This window comes from Micromonospora sp. NPDC049523 (assembly GCF_040676775.1).
GTDB lineage: Bacteria > Actinomycetota > Actinomycetes > Mycobacteriales > Micromonosporaceae > Micromonospora_G.
Genome location: NZ_JBFAPP010000033.1, coordinates 22,251 through 38,566 on the forward strand (window position 1 = coordinate 22,251; position 16,316 = coordinate 38,566).

The window sequence follows — 16,316 nt, forward strand, 5'->3', positions numbered from 1 at the left end:
GTGGCGACCCCTGTGCTCCTGTCCAGTTCCTCGGTCTTCCCCGAGCCGACAGCGGCGGCTTTCGAGCTTGCCGCCGCGCTCGGCTACGACGGTGTCGAGGTCATGGTCTGGACCGACGCGGTGAGTCAGGACGCCGGGGCGCTGCGTGGCCTGGCCGAGCACTACGGCGTACCGGTGCTCTCGGTGCACGCCCCGTGTCTGCTGGTCACCCAGCGGGTGTGGAGCAACGATCCGGGGCAGCGGCTGCGCCGGGCGGTGGAGCTGGCCGAGACGCTGGCGGCGCCGACGGTGGTGGTCCACCCGCCCTTCACCTGGCAGCGCGACTACGCCCGCTCCTTCGGCCCGATCCTCGACGGGCTGGCCGAGGAGCACCCGGCCGTGCGGGTCGCGGTGGAGAACATGTACCCGGTCCGGATGGCCGGACGGGAGTTCGTCCCGTACGTCCCGAGCTGGAATCCGACCGACACCGGCTATGACGCGTACACGCTCGACCTGTCGCACTGTGCCGCGTCACACACCGACTCGCTGGAGATGGCCGACATGATGGGGGCCAAGCTCGCCCACGTCCACCTCGGCGACGGCACCGGCGAGGGGCGCGACGAGCACCTGGTGCCGGGCCGGGGCAACCAGCCCTGCGCGGAACTGCTCGCCTCGCTGGCCGGTCGAGGGTTCACCGGGGCGATCGCGGTCGAGGTGTCGACCCGGGGCGCCAAGAGCCGCGCCGCGCGCGAGGCGGACCTCGGCGCGGCCCTGACCTTCGCGCGCGAGCACCTGGCCACGGCCCCCACGCTGAACCACTGACAGGCACGCAGAACCACCGACAGGCACGCAGAACCACCGACAGGTGGGTCAGACCTTGGTCAGGGACTGGGTGGGGAGGGCGGACTTGGGGACGCTCGGCTTGGGTACGGCCGCCGCCTGCACCGCCCCCTCCACCGCAGCCCGCTTACGGGCCCGGTGGGCGGCGACGTGCGACCGGGTGGCGCAGCGCTCCGAGCAGAACCGGCGGCAGCAGTTGGACGAGGTGTCCAGGTAGACGTTGCCGCAGCGGTCGTCGGCACAGACGCCGAAGCGGGCGCTGCCGTACTCGCAGAGCCAGACCGAAAGACCCCAGACCGCGCCGGCCAGATACTCCGCGCTGACCGAGGCACCCCGGCTGGTCACGTGCATGTGCCAGTCGCTGGATCCGTGCCCGGAAATGCGGGGTTGCACGGGAAAGGTCTCCAGTAGCGAGTTCAGTTCGGTCACCGCGGCCGCGTCACGGCCGGAGGTGCCGAATTCGAAGACGTCACGCAGACGCTTCTGTGCGCGGCGGAATATCGCCACGTCGCGTTCGGCCACCTCGTCGCGCATCCAGAGGTTTTCGTCGGCGAAGAGCGCCTTCAGGTCGTCGAGGTCGTCCAGGCGCGCGTTGACAAGGTCAACTCCGGTCCGGGCGTACGCGTCGAAGTTCACCCGACAACCGTAGACGATTCGTGGCCGAAGTGGCGCGTGACCGCAGTGCCGTAGGACCAGGTTGGCATCAGTGATAAGGCTTTCACTTTGTGATTGCCTGACCTGCGCCGGACCCGGTGGTTGACGACATACTCCGTCATCCGCGGTGACGAATCGAGAAATGCCGGCAACAGATATGGGTGTTCCGGAAAAAGTTCTCATGGCGCGGCGAGTAGTCCCTTGTGCGAAAGTCGCAACTTCCACGGAGCTGTCCCGGGCCGGCCGGGAACGGGTCCGAACCCCCGCCCGGCGGATCGGACCTGCCCGCTGCCCGGTTCCGGTCCGGCGGCGGACGTTACGCTCCCAGCATGCGCTCGGTCATCCTCGCCGCCTCCCGGTCATCCCGGGTCGAGCGGCTCGTCGAGACGGCCCCGTACACCCGGGACGTCGTACGCCGATTCGTCGCCGGCACCGCCACCGACGACGCACTCCGTGCCACCCGCGAACTCGTCGGCAGTGGGCTGGCGGTGACCCTCGACCACCTCGGTGAGGACACCGTGACCCCCGAGCAGGCCATCGCGGTCCGTGAGGAGTATCTCACCCTGCTGACCGTGCTCACCGGGGCCGACCTGACCCCGGCCGCCGAGGTCAGTGTGAAGCTCTCGGCCCTCGGGCAGAAGTTCGACGAGAAGCTCGCCTACGACAACGTACGGGCGATCTGCACCGCCGCCGCGGCGGCCGGGACCACGGTGACCCTCGACATGGAGGACCACACCACCACCGACTCGACCCTGGACATCCTGGCGCGGCTGCGTAAGGACTTCCCGTCGACCGGTGCGGTACTCCAGGCGTACCTGCGGCGGACCGAGGCGGACTGCCGGGAACTGGCCACCGCCGGCTCCCGGGTGAGGCTCTGCAAGGGGGCCTACAAGGAGCCGGAGTCGGTGGCGTACCAGTCGTCGCGTGACGTCGACAAGTCGTACGTCCGCTGCCTCAACATCCTGCTCTCCGGCGACGGCTACCCGATGCTCGCCACCCACGACCCGCGCCTGATCGCGATCGGCCAGGACCGGGCCCGGTGGTTCGACCGCTCGCCGGACGAGTTCGAGTTCCAGATGCTCTACGGCATCCGCCCGGAGGAGCAGATCCGGCTGGCCGGCGAGGGGCACACGGTCCGGACCTACCTGCCCTACGGCAGCGACTGGTACGGCTACCTGATGCGCCGCCTCGCCGAACGCCCGGCGAACCTGGTCTTCTTCGCCCGCGCCCTGCTCTCCCGGAGTTGAGTCCCAGCCTCCGGGCGACACCGAGGAAGCCGAGTCGTCCCTCCACAGTGGAGGGCGGCGCGGCGTGGATGCTGGTGCGTACGGATGATTGCCGTACGGGGGATATGCGGGCATCCGACGTACGGGGGGATGTCGTACTCTGCCGTGGGTGATCGACGGGGTGGACACGCGGCCGGTGCGCCGGTGGCGGTGGCCGTTGTGGGTGGCTCTCGGTGTGGTCGGGGTGCTGCTGTTCTGCGGGGTGCCGGCCGGGCTGACAGCGGTGCTGATCGCCCGGATGCCGGACCCGGCGAGCCTGCCCGACACGGCCGCCAGCGCGACGCCCGCGGCCAGCCCCGAGCCCGGCGACCCGGTGGAGGTCACCGCGGCCTGGCTCGGTGAACGCATCGATGACCTCCTGGAGCAGCAGGCGCAGGCGCTGTTGCGCGGCGACGAGCAGGGCTTCCTCGCGGTGGCCGATCCGGCGTCACCGGCGGCCGCCGACCTGAAACGGCAGTTCCGGGTGCTCCGGTCGATGAAGGTCGCCGCCTGGCATCCGTCGCTCAACGGCCGGCCGACCCGGATGAACAGCAACACCAGCGAGTGGCGGGTCCTGGTCACCATCGGACACTGCTTCGTGCTGACGGACTGCCGTACCGGTCCGGTGACGATCGGGACCCGGTGGGACGACGTCCGCCCGCAGCCGAGGCTGACCGCGATCGAGCCGTCGATGTCCGGAACGGACGGACCGAGGCCGTGGGAGGTCACCGACCTCGCGGTCGGCATCGGCGCCCGGACCCTGGTCGCGGTTCCGCAGACGGTACGCGACAAGCTGCCCGACCTGCTCAAGGCGGCTGAACAGGCGGCCGTGGTGGCCGACCGGTACGCCGTGGACGGCACCCGGCCGGACGTCTACCGGATCTTCTATGCACCCACCGCCGAATGGAAGCTCTGGTACGGGGGCGGTCGGCCGGCGTGGACCGGCGGTTACGCGGTCGGTATCGGCGGGGACCGGTTCGACGTGGTGCTCAACGGCGACGGGCTGCACCGTACGGCCGTCGACGACCTGCTGCGGCACGAGATGACACACGCCGCCTCGTTGCCCGGGCGGGGTTACGCCAGCAGTGAGAACTGGTGGCTGGTCGAGGGCATCGCCGAGTACGCCGGTGCCGGTGGCCGCCCGGTGGCCCAGTACGAGGGACTCGGCGACGTCACCCGGCTGCTCGCCGCGGGCGGCGGCTGGAACGGCAAGCTCGAATCGGTCGAGCCGGCCGACAGCGCGGAGGACTGGCGGGTCTCGGGCAGCTACGGCGTCGGTTACCTGGCCGTCCGCTACCTGGTGGACCGGTTCGGCGAGGAGGACCTGTTGGCCTTCTACAAGTCGGTGGTGCACGAGGGGCGCTCGGTGGGAGACGCCGCCCAACAGGCGTTCGGCGTGGACTGGAGCGCCCTGCACAACGAGTGCGTGGGGTACGCCCGCAGCGTCGCCCGCTGATCGACGAGCAGGAACCGAGTCGGCGCGGCTGACGGGGCCGGGGTCGGCCGTACCGCGCGTCGCGGTGCTCGTACCAGGGGTGTTGCTCGTAGCATGAGGCCGTGAGTCGCGTTCCGTCGCCGCCCGTGTACGCAGCGTCGCGGCCCCTCCTGCCTGCCCTTGTTGTCGGCTCGGTTGTCCTGGTCAGCCTCGGTGCCGCCGCGTGCGGCGAAGAGCCCGCCCCGGTCACGCTCGCCAGCGCGGCACGGGCCAGCGTCGCCGAACTGGTCGACGCCCCCGCCAGCGTCACCGCCCGGGCGGTGGCGACGCTCAGCGCGCCCGCCGACGGCGTCCTGGCCGACCTGCGGGTCGCCCCCGGCGACACCGTCACCGCCGGCCAGATCCTCGCCGTGGTCGACTCGCCCGTGGCCCGGAGTCGGCTCGAACAGGCCGAGCAGGCACTCGACGCGGCCAAGCGGGCGGGTCGGGGCACCGCTGGCGGCGGTATCCGGCGCAGCGACCTGAAGCGGAACCAACGCGTCACCGACGAGGCGGCCGCCCGCGCGTTCGCCGCCGCCCGGGACGCCGCCGGGAAGATCACCGAACCCGGACTCCGGGACGCCCAACTCGCCCAGATCCGCGCCGCCGAACAGCAGTACAAGACCGCCGCCCGCGCCGCCGACCAAGCCGTACGCGCCGCGCAGCGTGGCGTCGCCCAACTCGGTGCGGCGGTCGGCGCACTCGGCACCGCCCAGCGGGTCCAGGCCCAGCAGGCGTACGACCTGGCGAAGTCGACCGCGGACGCGCTCACCCTGCGGGCACCGGTCGGCGGCGTGGTCCAGTTGGGCGGCACCGCCGACGACACCGGTCCGGCCGACGCGCTCACCGGACTGCTCGGCGCGGCCGGCATCACCGGCGGCGCGGGCGGCGCGAGTGGAGCGTCACGCGGCCTCGGGCCACTGGCCAACCCGGCGGTGCCCGGTGTCGACGGAGCCGTACCGGTGGGCGGTCGGGTCAGCGCCGGCACACCGATCATGACCGTGGTGGACCTCGCCCAACTGGGACTGGTCGCCGAGGTGGACGAGACCGACGTACTGCTGGTCGCACCCGGACTCGCGGCGACCGTCGAATTCGACGCCGCAACCGGCGCCACGTACGACGCCCGGGTGCACGCCGTCGACGTACTGCCGGCGGCCGGGGCGAGGGCCGGGGTCAGCTACCGGGTCCGGCTCGCGCTCGCCGACGGGCGGTATCCCGACGGGCGCCCCGCACCCGTACCGCGCCCCGGCATGAGCGCCGTCGCCCACCTGCGGGTACGCCAGGCCGACGACGCGGTGACCGTGCCGGCCGCCGCCGTCTTCTCCACCGAGGGGCGGGACAACGTGTGGCTGGTCCGCGCCGGTCGAGCGGAACGGGTTCCGGTCACCGTCGGCGTCGAGGGGGCCGAGCTGGTGCAGATCCTCGACGGGGTGGAGCCCGGACAGCAACTCGTCGTACACGGCACCGACCGGGTCCGCACCGGACAGCAGGTCCCTTGACCGGGATCGGGACCACGGTCGGGTCCGCGGCCGAGCCAGCGGTCGAGGCGATCGACGTGACCCGGACGTACGACCTGGGTGGGGGCGAGGTGGCGGCGCTGCGTGGCGTGTCGCTGCGGATCGCGCCCGGCGACCACGTCGCGATCGTCGGCCCCTCCGGGTCCGGCAAGTCGACCCTGATGCACCTGCTCGGCGGCCTGGACCGGCCGACCGCCGGACTGTTGCGCATCGGTGGCCGCGACGTCGGCACGCTGAGCGCCCCGGACCTGGCGAACCTGCGCAACCGAACCATCGGCTTCGTGTTCCAGTCGTTCCACCTGCTGCCCCGGACCAGCGCGGTGGACAACGTCGCGCTGCCCCTGGTCTACCGCGGACTCGGTGCGCGGCAGCGACGTGCACTGGCCACCGAAACCCTGGTACGGGTCGGGCTCGGCCACCGGCTCGGGCACCGGCCGAACCAGCTCTCCGGTGGCGAACAGCAGCGGGTGGCGATCGCTCGGGCGCTGGTCACCGAGCCGGCCGTACTGCTGGCCGACGAGCCGACCGGCAACCTGGACAGTGCCACCGGTGAGTCCGTTCTCGCCCTGCTGGAGGAGCTGAACGCGGAACGCGGGGTGGCGGTGGTGCTGGTCACCCACGACCGGCAACTGGCCGCCCGTACGCGACGACAGATCATCATCCGGGACGGGCGGATCGTCGAGGACGAACCCGTGCCGGTCGGCCCGGTTTCCTCACCTGAGATAGTGGACGCCGCTCCCAGCGCGGAGCCCCGGTTCGCGTCCGGAAGCGAGTCGGGGCACCCGTCCGGTGGCTCCGGTGGCGCCGCCGGAGCCACCGGGCGCCTTCGTCCCTCGCATCCCCTGCCCACGCCCCGTCGCGGCGGCAGCACGTGAACCGGCGGCAGCACGTGGCCCGGCGGCAGGACGTGAACCGGTGGCAGCACGTGGACTGGCGGCAGGACGTGGACCGGTGGCGGCGCGCGGATGCTCGCCGTCAGGTGAACCAGGCGGAGCCGGTGGATCGTGCGGCTGGCTGAGGGCTGGCGGGTGGCACGGGACGCGCTGCGGGCCAACCGGATGCGCAGCGCGCTGACCATGCTCGGCGTGATCATCGGCGTGGCCGCGGTGGTGGTGCTGGTGGCGATCGGCACCGGTGCCAAGCGCGAGGTCGAGCAGCAGGTCGAGGGGCTCGGCTCGAACCTGCTCGTGGTGGTGCCCGGCCGGCTCGACTTCGGTGCCGCGCCAGCGGTGTCCCGGCTCGACCTGTCGGACGTCGACGCGGTCTCCCGGGTGGTCGGTGACGCCGGTCAGGTCACCGCGACGGTCGCCTCCGGCGAGACGGTACGAGTCGGCACCCACTCCGCGTTCAGCACCGTGCAGGGCGTACTGGAGACCACCCAGCAGGTTTTCGTCCGTGACCTCGACCGGGGCGCCTACCTCGGATCGTCCGATGTGGACACCGCGCGCCGGGTGGCGGTGCTCGGGTCGCGGGTGGCCGGCATGCTCTTCGGCGACCGGGACCCGGTGGGCCAGCAGGTCTCGATCGCATCGGTGCGGTTCCGGGTGATCGGGACCTTCGCACCGCTCGGACAGAGTCTCGGCGTGGACCGGGACGACGAGGTGCACATACCGATCACCGCCGCGCACCGGCTCTACGGTACGACGCGGATCGACGGGATCGCGGTGAAAGCGCCGGACCGGGAGCAGATCAGGGAGCTGGGCAACCGGATCGTGGGTGAGTTGACCGCCCGGCACCCGGACACCGAGTTCAGTGCGGTCACCCAGGAGCAGATCCTCGGCGTACTCGGCGACATCCTCGGGGTACTGACCGGGGTGCTGACCGCGATCGCGGGCATCTCGCTGCTGGTCGGCGGGGTCGGCGTCTCCAACATCATGCTCGTCTCGGTACGCGAGCGGACCCGGGAGATCGGCCTGCGCAAGGCGGTCGGCGCCCGGCCCAGGGACATCGGTCTGCAGTTCCTGCTGGAGGCGGTGCTGCTGACCGCGCTCGGCGGGGTGACCGGGATGGGACTCGGCATCGGCGGGGCGTTGCTGGTGGCCGGACTCACCCCGGTGCCGGCCACGGTCACCGGCTGGTCGCTGGTGCTGGCCTTCGGGGTCTCGGCGGTGGTCGGCATCGTCTTCGGGGTGCTGCCGGCCCGGCGTGCCGGACGGCTGGATCCGGTGATCGCCCTGCGGGCGGAATGATTCTGTCCCCTACCGGGTGGAATATGCCTGCTCGGCGCGGTGTGGCAGCTTGACTACCTATGATCAACAGCGTGAAGGGATCGCGCAGGTCACAGCCGTCCCGCTACCGTACTGGTAACACGCGCGTTGCTCGCCGTGGCGCGGGAGCAGCCCGCCCGGGGGCACGCGCCGGGGAATGGAATGGGTCGGTGAGCCATGACGGGATCACCACAGTCCGACGCTCGGTTGTCGGAGGTCAGGTTCCTGACCGTCGCCGAGGTGGCGACTCTGATGCGGGTTTCCAAGATGACCGTCTACCGGCTCGTGCACTCCGGTGAACTCACCGCGGTGCGGGTCGGCCGGTCGTTCCGGGTGCCGGAGCACGCGGTGCACGAGTACCTGCGCGGGGCGTTTCAAGAAACGGCCTGATCCCGCCCGCGGCGCCCTCCGGCGCCGGGGCGGCGCAGGCCGGGGTGGTCGTGGCCGGGGCCGTGACGGCTGTGCATGGGGCCGCGTTGGGCCTGTGCAGGGGCGACGGCTACCCTGGACCGCGACCGTGATCCCACCTTGGTGCGTCCAACACCCACCAGCCGGGTCCGGTCCGTTGTCCAGTTCGGTTCCCGGAGCCATCCGACGATGGCTTCCGGGCCGACCCGCACGTTGCATCGGAAGGGCTGTCGTATGGGCTCGGTGGTCAAGAAGCGCCGCAAGCGCATGGCTAAGAAGAAGCACCGCAAGCTGCTGCGTAAGACCCGCGTCCAGCGTCGCAAGCTCGGCAAGTGACCTGGGCCGGGCGTTTGCCCGGCTCAAGGCGCCACTTGCCACCCGTCGACCCTCGGAGGCACCCGTGACACGGTCGCGGTGGTCCGGGCCGTTACGCCCGTACCCGCTGACGAGGAGCGTGGGATGACCCCCGGCCGCACCTCAGGTGCACCGGGGGTTGTCGTGGTAACCGGGGTCAGTCGCTACCTCGGTGCCCACGTCGCGGCCCGCCTAGCCGCCGACCCCCGGATCGAGCGGGTGGTCGGCCTGGACGCCGCCGACCCGTCCACCGAACTCGCCCCCCTGCTCGACGGGGTCGACCGGGTACGGGCCGACGCCGCGTCGGTCGGCACGGTGATCGACGACCTGGCCGCCGACTCGGTGGTCCACCTCGCGTTGGTGACCGCCCCCGACCAGCAGCACGGTGGGCGGGCGGCGATGAAGGAACAGAACGTCATCGGCACCATGCAGCTCCTCGCCGCCTGCCAACGAGCGCCCCGGCTGCGCCGGTTGGTGGTCCGTTCCTCCACCGCCGCCTACGGGGCGTCGTTCCGTGACCCGGCGGTCTTCACCGAGGAGACCGAGCCGCACGCCGTACCGCGCGGCGGATTCGCCCGCGACATCCTGGACATCGAGGGCTACGTCCGCGGCTTCCGCCGCCGCCGGCCCGACGTCACCGCCACGGTGTTGCGCTTCGCCCCGTTCATCGGCTCCACCGCCGACACGACGCTGACCCGCTACTTCGCCCAGCGGGTCGTACCGACGGTGCTGGGGCGGGACCCGCGACTGCAGTTCCTGCACATCGAGGACGCGCTCGAAGTGCTGTACCGGTCGGTCACCGAGGAGCACGGCGGGACGTACAACGTCGCGGGTCCGGGCGTACTCGCCCTGTCCCAGGCGATCAGGCGCTCCGGGCGGGTCGCCGTACCGGTGCTCGAACCCGGCCTGTCCGGGGCGGCCGGGATCGCCCGTACCCTCGGTTTCGGGCGCTACGGCCTGGACCAGGTCGATCTTTTCGTGCACGGCCGGGTCGTCGACACCACCCGGCTCACCACCGAGTACGGCTTCACCCCGCGCTCGACCGCCGCCGCGTTCGACGACTTCGTCGGCGGACACACCGACCGTACGGTGGTCCGGCCCGACCAACTCGCCAGCGCCGAGCGGGCGATCCTGGACGGCATCCGCCAGGTACGTGCCGCGGTGGCCGACCCCGCGGACCGGCAGACACCGGTGGGTGACCGTTGACAAGCGAGAACGGGCGCTCGCCCGCGCCGGAGCCGATCGGGCCCTCGGTGCCGGACCAGCCGGGCGACGTCTGGGACCGCCGGGTCGCCTCCGGGCTGGCGTTCCTCCGCCGCCGACTCACCGGCCAGTACGAGATCGACGAGTTCGGCTTCGACCCCGAGCTGACCGACCGGGTGTTCCATCCGCTGCTGCGTCAGCTCTACCGGGAGTGGTTCCGTACCGAGGTCACCGGGGTGGAGAACCTGCCGGTCGACGGCGCGGGGCTGGTGGTGGGCAACCACTCCGGCACCGTCGCGCTGGACGCGCTGATCCTCTCCGCGGTGCTGCACGACCGGCACCCCGCCCACCGCTACCTGCGCCTGCTCGGCGCCGACATCGTGTTCCGGATGCCGGGCGTCTCCGAACTGGCCCGCAAGACCGGCGGCACCATGGCGTGCAACCCGGACGCGGAACGGCTGCTGGGCCGCGGTGAGCTGGTCGGGGTGTTTCCCGAGGGCTTCAAGGGCGTCGGCAAGCTCTACGCCGACCGCTACAAGCTGCAGCGGTTCGGTCGGGGCGGGTTCGTCTCGGCGGCACTGCGTACCGGCACCCCGATCATCCCGGTGGCGATCGTCGGGGCCGAGGAGACGTACCCGATGCTCGCCGACGTCAAGCCGCTGGCCCGGCTGCTCAAGCTGCCGTACTTTCCGCTGACGCCGACCTTCCCGTGGCTCGGGCCGCTGGGTCTGGTGCCGCTGCCGAGCAAGTGGCTGATCGAGTTCTGCCCACCGATCTCGACCGAGGGCATGGCCGACCAGGCCGACGACCCGCTGGTCGTGTTCAACCTCGCCGACCAGGTACGCGAGACCATCCAGCAGACGCTGCACCAGTTGTTGGAACGCCGCCCGGACCCGTTCGGCCCCTGACCTCCGGCCCTACTCCAGGGTGCGCAGGTCCAGCGTGTGCCAGGTGGTGATGTCGCTGCCCCCGGTCGACCACCAGAGAATGCCGTCGCGGCAGAGCACCAGGCCGGTGCGGTCGCTCACCACCACGGTCCGCTTCTCGCGTACGTCGTACAGCAGCAACTGCTGGTTGTCGGTCGCGGTGCGCTGGGCGTCGGCCAGGGAGACCACCTCGAACCGGTCGAGCACCGCGACGTCGATCACCGCGGCGGTCGCCACCCCACCGGCCACCTGCCGCCGGTCCGTGCCGTCGGGGCGCATCAGCTCGATCCGTCCCGGACCGTCGGCGGCGAGCACCAGCACCCGGCACCAGGTCGGACTGCAGGTGACCAGTTCGGAGCCGGTGGCGTCGACCTCGATCACCTTGCGTTGTTCGAGGTTGCGCAACTGCACCGGCCCGCTCGTCCCGGTGCCGGCGCTGGCCAGCCACGGGTACGCGGAAACCGACCATGCGCCCGGTTCGGTACGGACGGACACCGCTCCGCCGGTCAGCGCCACCGAACGGATCTCGGTCGCCGTCTCCTCGCCAGGGGCGACCGACGCCCAGTAGAGCCGGCCGGAGTTGATCACCATGTCGTACTGGGAGTTGAAGAAGACCACGTCGCCGGTGTCCGCGGTGAGCCGACGGGCCGGCTGGGCGGTGGCCAGGTTCGTCGCCCACAGCTCGGTACGCCCGTGACCGTCCTCCCCGGACACCGACTCGGCCCAGGCGAACTCGTCGCCGTCGCGGGCGAATCCGGCGTACAGCGGGCCGTCCGCGATCGGCAGCCGGCGCAGCTCGCGGACCGTGCCGTCGGCGGCCCGGAGCACCAGCCGCAGGTGGGTACCCTCCGGGCTGGGCGCGGTGCCGACCGAGACCCGCGCGTCGAGGAAGAAGACCGGGCTGTACGCCGGCCCGTCGGACAGCGCGGCCGGGATCTCCACCGGTCGGGCGTCCGGCCACACCTGTTCGATCGTGCGCACCTGTGCACCGGGCGCGGGGTCCGGGTCGTCGGTGGGCAGGGCGAGCAGCACCCCGCCCGCGGCCAGTGCCGCCACCAGCCCGACCAGCCCACTGCGCCGGTGTCGCCTCGACGGTTCGCCGACCGGTCCGCTGATCGGCTCGGTGGTGGTGGGGGTGGCCGTGTCGGTGGCCGGTTGCGCGGTCATCGGCCCTGCTTGCGGCGACGTACCGCGAGCCCGGCGGTCACCGCGCCGGCCAGCAGGCCCGCGGCCACCGTCGACGGTACGGCGATCCTGGCCGCCTTCCGACCGGTACGGAAGTCGCGCACCTCCCAGCCGCGCATCCGCGAGGCTCGGCGGAGGTTGTTGTCCGGGTTGATCGCGACCGCCCGGCCGACCGTGCAGAGCATCGGCAGGTCGTTGGAGGAGTCGCTGTACGCGACACAGCGCGCCAGGTCGAGCTGCTCCACCGCGGCGAGCTGGCACACCGCGTCGGCCTTCGCCGGGCCGTGCATCAGGTCCCCGACCAGCCGCCCGGTGTACGCGCCATCGTGGATCTCGGCCACCGTACCGATCGCGCCGGTGAGGCCGAGCCGCGCCGCGATCACCCGACCGATCTCCACCGGTGCGGCGCTGACCAGCCAGACCCGCTGGCCGGCGTCGAGGTGCAGTTGGGCCAGGGCTCGGGTGCCGGCCCAGATCCGGGGCGCCATCAGCTCGTCGAAGATCTCCTCGGTGAGCCGCTCGACATCCTCGACCCGCCACCCCTCGACGAAGGCGAGCGCGGCCTCCTTGGCGTGCGACATGTCGCCCGCGTGTTCGGTCGCGAGCAGCCGGAACCGTAACTGCTGCCAGGCGAATCGGGCCAGGTCACCGGTGGTGAAGTATTTGCGCGCGGCCAGCCCGCGGGCGAACCAGTAGATGGAGGCGCCCTGCATCATCGTGTTGTCCACGTCGAAGAAGGCGGCGGCGCCGTGATCGGGGGGCGCCGCCCGGGCGGCCTCGGTTTCCGTCGCTGCCCAGCCGGCGGTGTGACCGTGCGCGTCCGTACTGACGGTCACCTTTCGGATCCGGGCCACGCGGACCTCCTCCGCTCGATGGTGCGTCCCGTGCCTCCAGCGAGCCTAGTCGGGACCGGCGCGGCGGAGCGGCGTCTACTCGTGGCCCGAGCCCGGTGACACGGCAGAGTGTTCGGACGGTTGCCGTCGGTGTTCGGAACGACGACGTACACGCTGTGGGGTCCGGACCAGAAGGCCCGGACCCCACAGCGGTTGCTTGACGTGCCCGCGGGCGTACCGTCACTCGGCGGGACGGCCGTCGACCGGCGTCGTGCTGTCGAACACCGGCTTCTTGGCGTTCGGCCCGAGTTCCAGCTGCCGGTCCGGGGTGGCGCTCGGCACGACCTCCGGCTCGGCCGACGGCTCCGGGCGTGGTGTGCTCGGGGGCCGGGGAGTGCTGGGGCGATTGTCCTGCGGTGAATTCTGCTGCGCCCCGGCGGAGCCGCGGCTGGTGCCGCAGGCGCGGGGCAACGGACCGAGGCTGTCGATCCTGGCGGCCGGGTCCGCGCCGCACTGCAACGCCGCACGCAGCAGGTCGGCGCGCTTGCCGATCGAGTCGAGCAGGGTGAGCGAGTCACCCACCCGCTGGCTGTCGGCTGCGGTCGCCCCGCCCAGCAGCCCGGTGATCTGCCGGCGCTGGCCGGTCAGGAACTTGCCGATCGCGTCCAGCGCGGCGGCGTCGCGGCGCTGCGCGGCGGAGGTGTTCAGCAGCTTGATGCCCTGGCGGGTGTCGTCGTCCATGTCGTCCAGGACGGCCGCGAAGCCGGCCTCGTCGCCCTGGACCGCCACCGCCTCGGCGAGCCGGGTCTGGGCGAAGTCGAGGAAGAGTTGCCCCCGGCTCAGGTCCGAACTGGCCAGTGCGAGCTGGGCCCGTTCGGTGGACCGCTTGACGCCGTACAGCGCGTCGCCGGGCAGGGCGTTCTCACTGGCCGCGGACATGCCGGAAACCGCGATCGCGCCGACGGCCACGCCGACGATGACCGAGCCCCGGACCCGTGCCCGGCTTCGCTGACCGCTGCGCACGGGACTGCGCCCGGCGCGCCGGGCACGCTTCTCGGCGCTCGGATCCGTGGCTGCCGCCGCGTCGATCGCCGCCTGCTCGGCGGCGGCCATCAGCATCAGGCGCAACCCGGTACGGAACTCCGGGTCGACCTCGGCATCGACGGACTGCTGTGCGCCACGCATCCGCTGTCCGACCGTCACCAGTTCGGTAAGGTCGTCGTCGGCGCGGGAACGGATGTGGTGTCGACGGCCACCGTTGGCTTCGTCGAGGAGTTGCGCGAAGCGCTCGGCGCGCCAGCGGCGGAACAGGTCGAGATTCACCGCGGGCACCTCCCTTCGCTGGTCACGGCCGTACGGGCGGCATCGTCGCCGACCGTGCGACGGCGGCTTGGGATCCGGGCCGCGCGGCCGTGGCCGATCAGTCGGCCGGACCGACGGGCCGGCGGTCTGCCTGGGCAACCGCCCGTCGCATCGGGACAAACGGCCGGTAAGCCTGCCCGGTTACGGGCCGTTCGGTCGCAGTATCACGATGAGTGATCGGTGTTGCCGCGTCTGAGTATCCCGGATTCACCGGACTCACGGTTGGAACCCGTCCGGGAGCAGCCGGGCCAGGGCCCGTACGGCGCGGTACTGGAGGGCCTTGATCGCGCCCTCGTTCTTGCCCATCGTCTGCGCCGTCTCGGCTACGGAGAAGCCCTGTAGGAACCGGAGCACGATGCATTCCTGCTGCTCGGGGTTGAGTTGTTTCACCGCGCCGAGCAGCGCCATGTTGGTGATGTGCTCGACGACCGCGGCCTCCGGGCTCCCTTCCGGACCCCGATCCTCACGATCCGCATCTAACACATCACCCGTAGTAACTTCGAGTCGGTACCGGCCGGACTTGAAATGGTCGGCGACCAGGTTCCGGGCGATCGTCACCAGCCAGGCGCCGAGATCGCGCCCCTGCCAGGTGAAGCTGCCGATGCGTTTGAGCGCACGCAGGAAGGTGTCCGAGGTCAGGTCCTCGGCGAGCTGCCGGTTGCCGACCCGGAAGTAGACGAACCGGAAGACGGTGTCCACGTACCGGTCGTAGATCAGACCGAACGCCTCGGACTCGCCCTGCTGGGCCCGCTCGATCAGCTTCCACACCTCGGTGGCCGGATCCGACGGATCCGGGCGGTCCGGGTAGCCGGTCGGTGGTGGGCCCGCTGGTGCCGGGGCCGGGTCGACGGCGGGGACGACCGGCAGGATGGCGGTCTCGGTCTCCGGTGCGTCCGGCCGAGGCCCCGTCTGTCCGGGGCCGGGTTGGGCGGGCATCGGTGGCCGGGTCGGGCTGGTCACCCGACCGCTGATCGGGCGCGCGTTGCTGCCTGGCGGGGTGTGCCGCGACGGCGTCTCGTTCGGATGCGGTCGGTTCCGGACCCGTTTGGGACTGCCTTCGCCGCGTACGGCCAGGCTCAGCATGTCGTCCATGGAGATCCGCAGCATGGTGAGGCCCTGGTTCAGGGCTGCGCGGGCGGATTGAACTTCGCGGCGACGAGCTGCGTCCGCGTATCCGTAAGTGCTCACAGGCCCTCCCCGAGCCGGTACGCCAGCGGGGCCGGTCGCCACGATCTCGCGGCGACGATGCCGCGAACCAGGCCTGGACCGGCACGATCCACCAGACCGAGGGCAGACTGCCCCGGTTGGCGGCACGCATCCATGAGGTGCTGGTGCAGTGCAGTTACAGGCACGGCGGCCTCCTCGGGCTGAGGGGTGTCGACTCACAGCAAAAGGGGTGAGCCGACCCGAGTGATGATAGGGCCAACGTCACCCACGCGTGGCGAGTCCGTTACACAGAGCCAAAGTATTTCCCAGATTCGCCCAACTGGGGCGGACGAATTGTGCGTTGTCGGATCCTCGACAGTCGGCTCATCCGGCCCGTGAGCTGCAAAAACACCGCAACACGCCGAGAAGCGGCACGGTTTGGCGTGCCGCCGGCATAAGTGCTAACGGTGACGGTCGGTCCCGTTCGTGATATTTCCACGCGGGGACACGGTCTCGTGGACGGTACCGTGACCCACCGGGGAAGTCGAGAGGCAGTCGGTCATCGATGCGCGGGAGCGGTCCGGCCGGTCCTGTGCCAGACTGCTGGGATCCGCGCCGGACCTGGGAGAACGCCATGGCGAGCGAGCCGAGACTGACCCTGATCACCCGCCCCGGGTGTCATTTGTGCGAGGTGGCCAAGGAGGCGGTCGACCGGGTGGTGGCCAGCACCGGCGACCGTTGGGCCGAGGTCGACATCACCACCGACCTGGAACTCGAACGCGAGTACGGCGACCGCGTGCCGGTGATCCTGCTCGACGGCAAGGAACACGGTTACTGGCGGGTGGAAGAGCCCCGCCTCCTGCGCGCGCTTACCCAGCCCTCCTAGCCCGCCCTCCGTCCCCGGATCGGGGGCGGGCTCGGCACCGGGGGCCCCGCGGGCTCGGCACCATGGGTGCGTCGCGG

The 16,316-nt window shown here is 71.6% G+C and carries 16 protein-coding genes; 11 read left to right on the plus strand and 5 right to left on the minus strand.

All coding sequences use genetic code 11. The features are described 5' to 3' along the window. A complete protein-coding gene (locus AB0J90_RS32880) occupies nt 1-801 on the plus strand; it encodes a sugar phosphate isomerase/epimerase (RefSeq protein ID WP_363602688.1) in 801 nt (266 codons plus the stop codon). A gap of 48 nt (nt 802-849) precedes the next feature. On the opposite strand, the gene AB0J90_RS32885 is transcribed toward AB0J90_RS32880, so the two are convergent. Continuing rightward, nucleotides 850-1,455, minus strand: a complete 606-nt coding sequence (locus AB0J90_RS32885) for a CGNR zinc finger domain-containing protein (protein ID WP_363602690.1) — start codon at nt 1,453-1,455, stop codon at nt 850-852. Between the two features lie 347 nt (nt 1,456-1,802). On the opposite strand from AB0J90_RS32885, the gene AB0J90_RS32890 reads away from it, so the two are divergent. The 9 genes from AB0J90_RS32890 to AB0J90_RS32930 all read left to right on the plus strand — a co-directional run bounded on the left by AB0J90_RS32890 (nt 1,803) and on the right by AB0J90_RS32930 (nt 10,809). Continuing rightward, the gene (locus AB0J90_RS32890) at nt 1,803-2,720 is read left to right on the plus strand and encodes a proline dehydrogenase family protein (RefSeq protein WP_363602692.1); all 918 of its coding nucleotides are present in this window, start codon (nt 1,803-1,805) and stop codon (nt 2,718-2,720) included. A gap of 148 nt (nt 2,721-2,868) precedes the next feature. After that, nucleotides 2,869-4,194, plus strand: coding sequence for a hypothetical protein (locus AB0J90_RS32895; protein ID WP_363602694.1), 1,326 nt, complete (start codon nt 2,869-2,871; stop codon nt 4,192-4,194). Nucleotides 4,195-4,295: 101 nt separating this feature from the next. After that, on the plus strand, nt 4,296-5,711 hold the full coding sequence (locus AB0J90_RS32900; protein ID WP_363602696.1) for an HlyD family efflux transporter periplasmic adaptor subunit: 1,416 nt from the start codon (nt 4,296-4,298) through the stop codon (nt 5,709-5,711). A 5-nt stretch (nt 5,712-5,716) separates the two neighbouring features. Beyond that, nucleotides 5,717-6,604, plus strand: a complete 888-nt coding sequence (locus tag AB0J90_RS32905; RefSeq protein WP_363602736.1) for an ABC transporter ATP-binding protein — start codon at nt 5,717-5,719, stop codon at nt 6,602-6,604. Nucleotides 6,605-6,733: 129 nt separating this feature from the next. Further along, on the plus strand, nt 6,734-7,918 hold the full coding sequence (locus AB0J90_RS32910) for an ABC transporter permease (protein ID WP_363602698.1): 1,185 nt from the start codon (nt 6,734-6,736) through the stop codon (nt 7,916-7,918). Nucleotides 7,919-8,113: 195 nt separating this feature from the next. Next, nucleotides 8,114-8,326, plus strand: coding sequence for a helix-turn-helix domain-containing protein (locus AB0J90_RS32915; protein ID WP_121157347.1), 213 nt, complete (start codon nt 8,114-8,116; stop codon nt 8,324-8,326). 252 nt (nt 8,327-8,578) lie between these two features. Beyond that, entirely contained in the window at nt 8,579-8,680 is a 102-nt protein-coding gene (locus AB0J90_RS32920; RefSeq protein WP_020520584.1) for an AURKAIP1/COX24 domain-containing protein, read from the plus strand. Between the two features lie 123 nt (nt 8,681-8,803). Then, entirely contained in the window at nt 8,804-9,904 is a 1,101-nt protein-coding gene (locus AB0J90_RS32925; protein WP_363602700.1) for an NAD-dependent epimerase/dehydratase family protein, read from the plus strand. A gap of 35 nt (nt 9,905-9,939) precedes the next feature. Beyond that, nucleotides 9,940-10,809, plus strand: coding sequence for a lysophospholipid acyltransferase family protein (locus AB0J90_RS32930; protein WP_363602738.1), 870 nt, complete (start codon nt 9,940-9,942; stop codon nt 10,807-10,809). Between the two features lie 9 nt (nt 10,810-10,818). On the opposite strand, the gene AB0J90_RS32935 is transcribed toward AB0J90_RS32930, so the two are convergent. The 4 genes from AB0J90_RS32935 to AB0J90_RS32950 all read right to left on the minus strand — a co-directional run bounded on the left by AB0J90_RS32935 (nt 10,819) and on the right by AB0J90_RS32950 (nt 15,299). Continuing rightward, the gene (locus tag AB0J90_RS32935) at nt 10,819-11,994 is read right to left on the minus strand and encodes a hypothetical protein (RefSeq protein ID WP_363602702.1); all 1,176 of its coding nucleotides are present in this window, start codon (nt 11,992-11,994) and stop codon (nt 10,819-10,821) included. Then, the gene (locus AB0J90_RS32940; RefSeq protein ID WP_363602704.1) at nt 11,991-12,866 is read right to left on the minus strand and encodes an HAD-IB family hydrolase; all 876 of its coding nucleotides are present in this window, start codon (nt 12,864-12,866) and stop codon (nt 11,991-11,993) included. The genes AB0J90_RS32935 and AB0J90_RS32940 overlap by 4 nt, the downstream gene beginning before the upstream one ends. A 219-nt stretch (nt 12,867-13,085) precedes the next feature. Continuing rightward, nucleotides 13,086-14,168, minus strand: coding sequence for a DUF5667 domain-containing protein (locus tag AB0J90_RS32945; RefSeq protein ID WP_363602706.1), 1,083 nt, complete (start codon nt 14,166-14,168; stop codon nt 13,086-13,088). Between the two features lie 255 nt (nt 14,169-14,423). Then, entirely contained in the window at nt 14,424-15,299 is an 876-nt protein-coding gene (locus AB0J90_RS32950; protein ID WP_363602740.1) for an ECF subfamily RNA polymerase sigma factor, BldN family, read from the minus strand. Nucleotides 15,300-15,987: 688 nt separating this feature from the next. Here AB0J90_RS32950 and AB0J90_RS32955 point away from each other — a divergent pair. After that, nucleotides 15,988-16,239 carry a glutaredoxin family protein gene (locus AB0J90_RS32955; protein WP_363602708.1) on the plus strand — a complete coding sequence of 84 codons (252 nt, stop codon included), beginning with the start codon at nt 15,988-15,990 and terminating at the stop codon, nt 16,237-16,239. Nucleotides 16,240-16,316: the final 77 nt, after the last annotated feature.

Excerpts from the sequence above, each read along its gene's own strand:
- AB0J90_RS32950 (WP_363602740.1), bottom strand. The coding sequence starts at position 15,299 with ATGGACGACATGCTGAGCCTGGCCGTACGCGGCGAAGGCAGTCCCAAA.
- AB0J90_RS32935 (WP_363602702.1), bottom strand. The coding sequence starts at position 11,994 with ATGACCGCGCAACCGGCCACCGACACGGCCACCCCCACCACCACCGAG.
- AB0J90_RS32925 (WP_363602700.1), top strand. The coding sequence starts at position 8,804 with ATGACCCCCGGCCGCACCTCAGGTGCACCGGGGGTTGTCGTGGTAACC.
- AB0J90_RS32915 (WP_121157347.1), top strand. The coding sequence starts at position 8,114 with ATGACGGGATCACCACAGTCCGACGCTCGGTTGTCGGAGGTCAGGTTC.
- AB0J90_RS32920 (WP_020520584.1), top strand. The coding sequence starts at position 8,579 with ATGGGCTCGGTGGTCAAGAAGCGCCGCAAGCGCATGGCTAAGAAGAAG.
- AB0J90_RS32955 (WP_363602708.1), top strand. The coding sequence starts at position 15,988 with ATGGCGAGCGAGCCGAGACTGACCCTGATCACCCGCCCCGGGTGTCAT.
- AB0J90_RS32890 (WP_363602692.1), top strand. The coding sequence starts at position 1,803 with ATGCGCTCGGTCATCCTCGCCGCCTCCCGGTCATCCCGGGTCGAGCGG.